This window comes from Streptococcus suis (genome assembly GCF_046032515.1).
GTDB lineage: Bacteria > Bacillota > Bacilli > Lactobacillales > Streptococcaceae > Streptococcus > Streptococcus suis_AL.
Genome location: NZ_JARQPJ010000014.1, coordinates 58,700 through 67,675, shown reverse-complemented (window position 1 = coordinate 67,675; position 8,976 = coordinate 58,700). Strand labels below are relative to the sequence as shown.

10 protein-coding genes are annotated in these 8,976 nt (G+C 39.5%); 2 read left to right on the top strand and 8 right to left on the bottom strand.

The genetic code is table 11. The annotated features are described in order from the left end of the window. Positions 1-201: 201 nt before the first annotated feature. The 3 genes from hpf to P7J49_RS07575 all read right to left on the bottom strand — a co-directional run bounded on the left by hpf (position 202) and on the right by P7J49_RS07575 (position 2,772). The gene (gene hpf, locus P7J49_RS07585) at positions 202-744 is read right to left on the bottom strand and encodes a ribosome hibernation-promoting factor, HPF/YfiA family (RefSeq protein WP_014637536.1); all 543 of its coding nucleotides are present in this window, start codon (positions 742-744) and stop codon (positions 202-204) included. A 77-nt stretch (positions 745-821) separates the two neighbouring features. Further along, positions 822-1,487: a ComF family protein gene (locus P7J49_RS07580; protein ID WP_408570325.1), complete on the bottom strand. Its 666-nt coding sequence runs from the start codon at positions 1,485-1,487 to the stop codon at positions 822-824. Further along, a complete protein-coding gene (locus tag P7J49_RS07575) occupies positions 1,480-2,772 on the bottom strand; it encodes a DEAD/DEAH box helicase (protein ID WP_408570324.1) in 1,293 nt (430 codons plus the stop codon). Before P7J49_RS07575 ends, P7J49_RS07580 begins: the two co-directional genes overlap by 8 nt. 56 nt (positions 2,773-2,828) lie before the next feature. Here P7J49_RS07575 and P7J49_RS07570 point away from each other — a divergent pair, with 56 nt between their 5' ends. Together P7J49_RS07570 and cysK are read left to right on the top strand one after the other, a co-directional pair. After that, positions 2,829-3,461 (top strand): YigZ family protein, encoded by a 633-nt coding sequence (locus P7J49_RS07570; RefSeq protein WP_408570323.1) that lies wholly within the window; start codon positions 2,829-2,831, stop codon positions 3,459-3,461. Positions 3,462-3,550: 89 nt separating this feature from the next. Beyond that, on the top strand, positions 3,551-4,477 hold the full coding sequence (gene cysK / locus P7J49_RS07565) for a cysteine synthase A (RefSeq protein WP_002937015.1): 927 nt from the start codon (positions 3,551-3,553) through the stop codon (positions 4,475-4,477). A gap of 25 nt (positions 4,478-4,502) precedes the next feature. On the opposite strand, the gene P7J49_RS07560 is transcribed toward cysK, so the two are convergent. From P7J49_RS07560 to liaF, 5 genes are read right to left on the bottom strand one after another with little or no spacing between them, the layout of a single operon-like run. Beyond that, positions 4,503-4,874, bottom strand: a complete 372-nt coding sequence (locus tag P7J49_RS07560; RefSeq protein ID WP_408570322.1) for a S1 RNA-binding domain-containing protein — start codon at positions 4,872-4,874, stop codon at positions 4,503-4,505. Between the two features lies 1 nt (position 4,875). Continuing rightward, positions 4,876-6,276, bottom strand: a complete 1,401-nt coding sequence (locus tag P7J49_RS07555; RefSeq protein ID WP_408570321.1) for a bifunctional Cof-type HAD-IIB family hydrolase/peptidylprolyl isomerase — start codon at positions 6,274-6,276, stop codon at positions 4,876-4,878. A gap of 49 nt (positions 6,277-6,325) precedes the next feature. Continuing rightward, entirely contained in the window at positions 6,326-6,967 is a 642-nt protein-coding gene (locus tag P7J49_RS07550) for a response regulator transcription factor (protein ID WP_310990662.1), read from the bottom strand. Further along, positions 6,939-7,955 carry a sensor histidine kinase gene (locus tag P7J49_RS07545; RefSeq protein ID WP_002937028.1) on the bottom strand — a complete coding sequence of 339 codons (1,017 nt, stop codon included), beginning with the start codon at positions 7,953-7,955 and terminating at the stop codon, positions 6,939-6,941. Before P7J49_RS07545 ends, P7J49_RS07550 begins: the two co-directional genes overlap by 29 nt. Further along, positions 7,952-8,611 (bottom strand): cell wall-active antibiotics response protein LiaF, encoded by a 660-nt coding sequence (gene liaF / locus P7J49_RS07540; RefSeq protein WP_408570320.1) that lies wholly within the window; start codon positions 8,609-8,611, stop codon positions 7,952-7,954. Before liaF ends, P7J49_RS07545 begins: the two co-directional genes overlap by 4 nt. Between the last annotated feature and the right edge of the window lie 365 nt (positions 8,612-8,976).

Below are 8,976 nucleotides of genomic sequence, written 5' to 3'. Positions count from 1 at the left end.
ACTTGTCTTAGATTTGACAACTCATTCATTCTATCATCTTCTGATGGTCTTGTCAACACTTTTTCGAAACTTTTTTTCGTTCCTCTATTAACCAGTCCCTCAAGAGACAACTTAATCATTCTATCACGACTTATATACATTGTCAACTGGTTTTTTGAAAATAATAAAACAGCTGCAAAAACTGCAACTGTTTTATTATCTTTATTGACGTACCTCTAGAAGACCCAAATCTCCATCTTCACGTCTATACAATACATTTGTTGTGCCGTCATTAGCATCTGTATAGATAAAGAAATCATGTCCGAGCAACTCCAATTGGAGGACTGCTTCTTCCATATCCATTGGTTTCAAGTCTACTTGCTTAGTACGAACTACTTTTACTTCCTCGCCTGTTTGCTCAACAAGTTCATCTGTAAAGACTTGACCAGTTGCCACTTTTTGACGATGTTTTCGTTCGATCTTGGTTTTGTTACGACGAATTTGACGTTCAATCTTATCTACTACAAGATCGATAGAGCCATACATTTCTTGTGAAATATCTTCTGCGCGAAGTGTAACTGCTCCAACTGGAATTGTCACTTCTACTTTTGCGCGCTTGTCACGGTAAACTTTTAGATTTACTTTAGCATTCAACTCTTGTTCTTCATTGAAATATTTCTCAATCTTAGCCACTTTCTCTTCTACATAGGTGCGAAGTGCATCTGTAACTTCAAGGTTTTCTCCACGAATACTGAATTTAATCATATTTAGTACCTCTTTCTTGGCTTTCGCCTTTCTTCACTATTATTATACCACATTATAAGAATATTGCAACCGTTTTCTCATCGTGTTAGTGAAAATGTTTTGATTTCTTTCCTACCAATTTTCATGAAAAGTTCTACAGCAAGTTGGATTGTGGCTCCTGTTGTATATATATCGTCGAATAATAATATTTTTTCTGGCACTTCTTTTTCATCTAATAGATAGAACATCTGTTTTGCTTCTAGTCTCTCTGCACGATTTTTAGATGATTGTTTTTGGCTTTCATACTTTCCAAGAAGGGACTGATAGGGAATATTTGTAGCATCCAAAAGTCCTTCCACTTGATTAAAACCGCGTTCTGATAGTCGTTTTTGACTAATTGGTATGGGAACAATTGTGTAGCCAGGAAATTGGCTTAACGCTATTCTAAGCTTTTTAGCAAAAATATTTCTTAAAACATAATCTCCTTGAAATTTGTAGCGACTAAAATAATGTGCCATCGCTTGATTATATCGGTACAAAGCTGTATGAACAACGGGTTTCCCTTGATTCTGCCAGTACTGACAATCCTTGCAACTTTCCGATTCTCCATTTTTATAACAATGTGGACAGTGTTGCTCTGCTATTTCCTCAAAAGTTGAAAAACATTCTTCACAGATGCCCGATTTTTCTTTACTAAAGAAGACGAGATCTGAAAATCTTGTTTTATTTTTCATAGCTTGGGCGCACAATAGACAATTAGACATAACCAGCCTCCTTGTTCATCTGTTTAATTTCAGCGATTGCCTTTTCAATGGCTCCTGTACTTCCCTCATGATAAAACTGAAGTAAACCAGTCGGACGTTCCATACTCCTACCAACCCGACCTGCAATCTGAACAAGACTTGACGCTGTGTAGAGGTAATGATTGGCTTGAACAACAAAGACGTCTACACATGGGAAGGTCACCCCACGTTCAAGAATAGTAGTCGAGATTAAGACTGTGATTTCTCTCTTGCGAAACCCTTCAACTATTTCAAGGCGATTTTCTGTTTGACTAGATACAAAGCCAATTGTTTCTTCTGGGAATGTTTTTTTCATTATCTTGGTAAATTCTTGACCTTTGGAGATTTCTGGGACAAAAATGAGTAAGGGAAAGCCCGACTTTCTCTGTTCTTCAATCGCTTTTTTCAACTTTGGAACTAGTCTATTTTTCTTTAGGGTATCATCGAATTTACTAAACCAGACTTTTTGCGGGACAACAAGTGGGTTGCCATGAAAGCGCCTTGGCAAACTAAGACGGCTTAATTTACCCATTCTGACTTTTTTATCCAATTCATCTGTTGAAGTCGCCGTCAGAAAAACTTGAACTCCGTCTTCCTTGACCGCATTATCTGCTGCTCGATAGAGCATGGGATTATCTGCATAGGGAAAGGCGTCCACTTCATCAATCAAAACCAAATCAAAGGCCTGATAAAATTTTAATAACTGATGTGTGGTTGCTACAACTAATGGAGTTCGGAAATAGGGTTCAGACTCTCCATGTAGTAAACTAATTGGAACTGAAAAGTCGTTTTGCAGACGTTTATAGAGTTCGATACAAACATCAATTCGAGGACTGGCTAGGCAAACCGCTCCGCCTTTATCAATCACTGAGGCAACGGTGTGGTAGATCATTTCTGTCTTACCTGCTCCTGTTACTGCATGAACCAATGTCGCACGATTATTTTCCATGTTTGCAACTAGTCCATCTGAAATTCTTTGTTGCCAATCAGTTAGTTGACCTTTCCACTTTAAACACTTAGTGATTGGAAAATCTTTCTGAGGAAAATGATAGAGCTTTTCGTCTGACCGTACTCTGCCTAGAAGCAAGCAGGCTCGACAGTAATAAGCATCGTTTGGCAATTTGTTTTCTTCTTCAAAAGTTGTTCCACAGCGAAAGCAGTTATTCTTTTTTGTAATACTTGGCACTTTTTCTGCTATTTCTCTTTCTTTTGCTGTCAATTGGTATTTGGTAAATAATCTTCCATAATAATTTTCTAATTCTTTCATCGCTTATTTATTCGGAATTTCTTGTCAGTTTTTAAAAAAATTAGTACAATTTGGTTATGAAAGAATTTAAAACAATTAGAGAAGATGGTATTGTTGAAGAAGAAATTAAAAAGTCACGATTTATCTGCTTTATGAAACGAGTGACCAGCGAGGAGGAAGCTCGCGACTTTATCAACAAAATCAAGAAAGAACATTACAAGGCTACTCATAACTGCTCTGCTTTTGTCCTTGGAGAAAATATGGAAATCAAGCGTTCCTCAGATGATGGGGAGCCGTCTGGTACTGCTGGTGTGCCAATGCTGACGGTTTTAGAAAATCACGAACTGACCAATGTTGCAACGGTGGTTACCCGCTATTTTGGAGGTATCAAACTCGGGGCAGGCGGACTTGTTCGTGCTTACGCTGGAGCCGTGGCTAATGCAGTCAAGGAAATCGGTGTTGTGGAAGTTAAGGAGCAGGAAGGGATTTCCATTAGCATGTCCTATGCCCAATACCAAGAGTTTGCCAATTGGCGATCGGAGCAAGGTCTGGAAGAATTTGATACCCAGTTTACTACTGAAGTTTCAACCATGATTTTTGTTGATAAAGAATTCCTTGAACAAACCTTAGCAAGTCTCACTGACTTTTACCACGGAAAGGTATCCGCGGAAAAAGCTAACTCTCGAATCGTTGAGGTGCCTGTCTATTAAAAAAGACTATCGCTAAGATAGTTTTTTTATATTATACTTTTTAGCTATTCTACTATATAATGTATAATAACATTATTTGGAGGTGCCATATGGCTATTTATCAAAACATTACTCAATTAGTTGGAAAAACACCTGTTATTAAACTCAATAATATCGTTCCAGAGGGGGCAGCGGAGGTCTATGTGAAATTAGAGGCCTTTAACCCAGGATCTTCTGTAAAAGACCGTATCGCCTTGGCTATGATTGAAGATGCTGAAAAGGCTGGTACAATCAAACCTGGAGATACTATTGTTGAGCCAACAAGTGGTAACACTGGTATCGGTCTTGCTTGGGTTGGAGCAGCAAAAGGTTATAAGGTGATTATCGTCATGCCTGAAACCATGAGTGTTGAGCGTCGTAAGATTATCCAAGCTTATGGAGCTGAACTTGTCTTGACTCCTGGTAGCGAAGGAATGAAGGGGGCTATCGCCAAAGCAAAAGAGATTGCTGAAGAAAAAAATGGCTGGGTTCCTTTCCAGTTTGCTAATCCATCCAATCCAAAAGTTCACGAAGATACAACAGGACAGGAAATTTTGGAAGACTTTGGAACAACTGGTTTAGATGCCTTTGTATCTGGCGTTGGTACTGGTGGTACCGTTTCAGGTGTTTCGCATGTTTTGAAGACAGCAAATCCAGATATTGCTATCTATGCTGTCGAAGCCGATGAATCAGCTGTCTTATCTGGTGAAGCACCTGGTCCGCACAAGATCCAAGGCATTTCGGCAGGTTTTATTCCAGATACTTTGGACACTAGCGCCTATGATGGCATTATTCGTGTCAAATCCGATGATGCCTTAGCTACAGGTCGTGCTATCGGTGGAAAAGAAGGATTCTTAGTTGGTATTTCTTCAGGTGCAGCAATTCACGCTGCTATCGAAGTTGCTAAGGAGTTGGGAACTGGAAAAAAAGTGTTGGCAATCTTGCCTGATAACGGAGAACGTTACTTGTCAACAGCTCTTTATGAGTTCAATGATTAAAAAGAAAGAAGGTTAGGAATGCATCCTATACCTTATTTTCTTTGTGTTCTTTGAGATAGCCTTTAGCTTCCTCAATCCATTTCGGAAGTTGTTTTGCTAAAGGGGAAAAACCAATTTTATTCCGTTCATTTGTAAAACGATGATGACGCGGAATTTTTTGTTGTTCTTCTTCTAAGGTCCGGATTGATAAACTAGCCTTTTCAGTATATTCATCAAAGTCAACTACCTGTACCAAAACCTCTTGCCCCAATTTTAAATGATCATGAATATTATCAACAAAACCTGTTTTGATTTCCGAGATATGGATCAGCCCCGTCGTCCCATTCTCTAATTGTACAAAGGCTCCATACGGCTGAATGCCCGTTACCGTCCCCTTGAGTTTATCTCCGATTTTCATCTTAATCCTCTATTTCGATGGTCTCAATTACAACATCTTCATGTGGACGATCTGCTGAATCTGTTGCAACCGCTGCGATAGCATCCAAGACGACGAAGGATTCTTCATCAACTAGATGACCAAACACTGTGTGGCGTTGGTCTAGATGCGGTGTCCCGCCATTTTTGACATAGGCTTCTGCAACTTCTTTAGGCCAACCGCCTCGTTCTAATTCTTTCGCATTGTATGGGAAGTTTTGGTTTTGAACGATAAAGAATTGGCTTCCATTTGTATTTGGTCCTGCATTGGCCATTGACAAGGCTCCTCTGAGATTAAAAGCTTCCATTGAAAATTCATCTTCAAACGCAGTACCATAAATAGATTCACCACCCATACCTGTTCCGGTTGGATCGCCACCTTGAATCATAAAGTCTTTGATAATACGATGGAAGATAATTCCATCATAATAGCCATCTTTAGAAAGAGCTACGAAATTTGCTACAGTTTTGGGTGCAATTTCAGGGAAGAGTTTTACTGTTAACTTACCATGGTTAGTCTTGATATGCGCAACTGGCCCTGTAACATTTTCCAAATCTAATTGCGGGAAATATTTTTCTTTTTCTACCATACCTAATTTCTCCAAGGCATCAAAAATGCCATCTTCTTCTACTTTTTTTGTGATATAATCTGCATGCTTTTGCAGTTCTGGATGCGAATACCCCATAGCGATACTAATTCCTGCATAATCGAATAACTCAATATCGTTGAGTCCATCTCCGAACACTAGGACATTTTCAGGTTTCAGGCCTAGTTTTTCAACAACCTTAGCAACACCAGTTGCTTTGGAAGAGCCTTTTAGCACAATGTCCGATGAAATAGCATCCCAGCGAACACTACGCAATTCCGCTTGCAACTCTTCTGGAAGTTCTACTTCGTGACCATCTTTCTCGAAAGTTAACAATTGATAGATGTCATTTTCTTTATAAAAAGTTGGGTTTGTTTCCAAACCTTCATAAATCAAGTCAATTACTTGACTAATGCGGTCAGTTCGTGCAGAAAGTGTCCCTTTTTGACTACCAAGCATACCATATTCGATTCCAATTTCTTTAGCCCAATTTAATACAGATTCTACTAAATTTTGGGGCATTGGCTGATGGTACACTACCTGACCTTTGGCATCTTCTACGTAGGAGCCGTTAATCATAGCGAAAAAGTCTGGCTTTAAGGCCTTGATTTCTGGCACTAAACCATAAGGCGTTCGTCCTGACGCAATTCCTGTCAAAATTCCCTTTTCTTTCAGTGATTTGAAAACCTGCTGAATTGATTCAGGAATGTAGCCTGTATTCTTCACACGTAGCGTGTCGTCAATGTCAAAAAAGACTATTTTTATTTTTTTTGCCTTATATCTGAGTTTTGCATCCATATAATTCCACTATCCTTTGGTTGAAAATTAACTAATTTTCATTATACCACTATTGGTCCTCTTGCGCCACCAAACCATGCTGGAAAGCATAAACAACTGCTTGAGTACGGTCGCTCACAGCTAGTTTGGATAAGATATTGGAAACATGGGTTTTAACAGTTTTTAGGGAAATGAATGACTCATCTGCAATTCGTTGATTATCATATCCCTTGGCTAACAGCGTCAAGATTTCGCGTTCACGGGCTGTCAAGTCATCATGTAAATCTGGGTGGCGTTTATGGTGCTCTACTTTTTTCTCTACTTCTGTCTCAATAGCATATTCTCCAAGAGCTACCTTGCGGATGGCTGCTAATATTTCGTCAGCACTTGACGTTTTCAACATATAGCCACGAGCTCCTGCTTCCAGCACAGGATAGATTTTTTCATTATCTAGGTAGGAGGTCAGGATGACAATCTGCGCTTGCGGCCATTCCTTCAGCAAGGCCAGGGTTGCTTCTACGCCAGTCATCTTGGGCATAACCAAGTCCATCACTACAACATCGGGTTTAACCTCTAATGCTTTAGCCAAACCTTCCTCGCCATCGCTAGCTTCTGCAACTACTTCAACATCTAGCTGTAAATTTAAGTAACTTTTCAATCCTAGACGAACCATCTCATGGTCGTCAACCAGCATCACTCGAATCGTATTCATCTTCTTTTCCTTTCAATAGTGGGATACGAATATCGATCGCCACTCCCTTATTTGGGGCTGTGCGAATTTTTATCGTTCCAGCCATGTCTTCAACCCGCTCACGTATGTTTTGAAGACCATAACTTAATTCATCATCTGCACCTTGTTGGAAGCCGATACCATCGTCTGTCATTTTCAACTGCAGTTCTGTTTCCTTCTGCAAGAGGTAAACATCCAAATGCTTGGCCTTGGCATGTCGCAAGGTATTACTGATAATTTCTTGCGCAATGCGGAAGAGATGTTCTTCAATTAGTTTCGGTAGCTCCTCTACTTCATGTTGGAAATGAACGATAATATTACTTTTGTCGCTAACTTCACGCAAAATCAGCTCAAATCCTTCAACCAAGGTTTTACTTTCAAGTTCACTTGGGCGTAGATGTAATAATAGGATGCGTAGATCTCTTTGGGCAGACTCAATCATGTCTTTCACGAGCATCAGCTGTTCCTGCAAAGTTTCCTGCGGAAGAGTGGATAGATTGGACGATAATCCTGACAAAATCATGCTCGTTGCAAATAACTCTTGACTAACCGTATCATGCAAATCCCTGGCAATCCGTTTCCGTTCTCCCTCAACAATCTCTTCTTTCTTGACTAAATCTTGATTGTCAACCAGCTGCACCTGACGCGTGAGGTTTCTGACCTTATCAGACAACTGGAGCAAGAGTTGATCACTTTCGGTATCTGTTCGAATACTTTTATTCTTCAAGATAGCTTGTAACTTCGTCCGCATAACCTGAGTGGAGGCTAGGCTGACAGTTTGTACCATTACAGCTAGAAAAAGAGTCAAAACAATAACTAGTAGAATGAGAGTAAACACGAGCTGCTCCGTTGAAATCCAGAGCGTAACATCTAGCAATGAATAATTTAAAAGTGGGAGGGTGGAAGCAATCACTACAAAAACAATAAGACAGGCAAACCAGGCTAGGAGTAGGTAGGTACGTTTTCTCATACGCGAACCACCTCCACATCTCCCAGTATATTGTTGGTAACGACTTTTACACGTTTGTGTGATTCTTGATAATCGGGACTATTGACCGCTATACTTTCATTCCGCAAATCCCAGTATGATTCACCCAGGAAACTTACTCGTCCATAGATACTAGTTGCTGACAGTGCAACCTCAACATCAATTGGAACAATAATTTTTGTCCGTCCAAACGTTTTACGAATTACAACAATATTATCTCTGCCAACTAATACAGTCTTATCCAAATCAACTACATCATTGCCAAACAAGCGTACAATGTTAATATCTTCAAAACCAAACCTATCTTGAGAGTGATCGTGGTTGCCAAACCATCTATTTTTCTCTTTTTGAACCTGTAGAGAATAGTCACTAAAAACAATGTGGGTATATTGGTTTCTCTTTTCATAACGTGAAAAGAAATTAATCAGCATGTAGACGACTAGTAGCATAATCCCAATAATGAAGTAGGGATTTAAAACAAAGACCAAAAATAATAGAGATAAGGAGCTGACCAGTAAAACACTGTTGACTTTTCTTCCTAGGAAGTACCAAATGACAAGTAATAAGGCAGAGAAAAGTAGCAGGGTCCGACTGGCCTCATTGGCTACCACGTCAAAGGCTGCCATCGTAAAAATCATACTTTCTATTAGTAGAAAAAATTGAACTTTCCGCATCTTCTCCATCCTTTCTATACTATTGTAACAAAAAATAAGTAAAAGAACTCCATCCAAAGTAGGAAATATAGTCGAATGAATTAGCTTTCAGACAAGGAACTGAGGCGCAGGCTATACTAAAGTATGGCAAGGTGAAAGTGACGATGTATCAAAGTTAATTCAAATGACTATATTAGTTCAAAGCAACGAGATGCAGGCTATACTTGGGTACGGCAAAGTAAATTAACAAGGCAAGCAAAATAAACTAAACATACTATAAACTATGCAAATCACTCCTAGACCATCACCCTGATGGACAGAAGGAAACAATTTTGGCATAGGTAGGGGAC